This is a genomic window from Vibrio sp. 2132-1, from assembly GCF_033344315.1.
In genome coordinates this window covers 1-670 of the sequence record NZ_JAWPON010000392.1, presented here as the reverse complement: position 1 = coordinate 670, position 670 = coordinate 1, and the positions used below count along the sequence as shown (strand labels likewise).

Genomic DNA, 670 nt, shown 5'->3' with positions numbered 1-670 from the left:
CTGTGCCACTGGGCTGCCGATGATGCCGCCAATCACCAAACCAAACGTCGCAGATGCCGTCGCAACCTCAAGTACGTTATGTAGCCCGTACATATCTTGGAAAGTCTGCGACCAAGCTGCGCCTGTTCCGTGACCACCAGAAAGCGTAATGGAACCCGCAATTAACCCCATTAGCGGATCTAAGCCCAATGCGGTCGCCAAAGACACACCAACGGCGTTTTGAATAAGAATGTACGCTGATGCCACCGCGAGAAAGATAAACACCTTCGCACCACCTTTGATCAGCTGGGTGTAGTTTGCCGCTAATCCAACGGTGGCAAAAAACATCAACATAAAGGTGTTTTGCAGTGGTAAATCGAAGGATAAATCAACGCCATTAAAGTGCATTGCGGTAATCACACAGGCGATAACTAACCCACCAACAATCGGTTCTGGGATATTAAATTTTTTTAAAATTGGAAGTTTGGTGTTGATAAATTGCCCTAGGAACAACACACAAATAGCGACGAGAAACGACTCCTGTGGGCCGATTGAAATAACATGATTCATAAAACCTCTTTTTTCCTTTTTCTCATCCGCTGAGTAATGCTTCAACGAGAGATAGGTAACGAATCCAATCAGGTTGCCTATTGAGTCCTTATTTTTCTAGGGTGAATTCCACTCTAATTCT

At 45.1% G+C, this 670-nt stretch carries 1 protein-coding gene; it reads right to left on the bottom strand.

All coding sequences use genetic code 11. From position 1 onward, the window contains the following. A partial coding sequence (locus tag R8N47_RS25615) for a sodium/glutamate symporter (protein ID WP_318186155.1) occupies positions 1-549 on the bottom strand: 549 nt, incomplete at its 3' end. Positions 550-670: the final 121 nt, after the last annotated feature.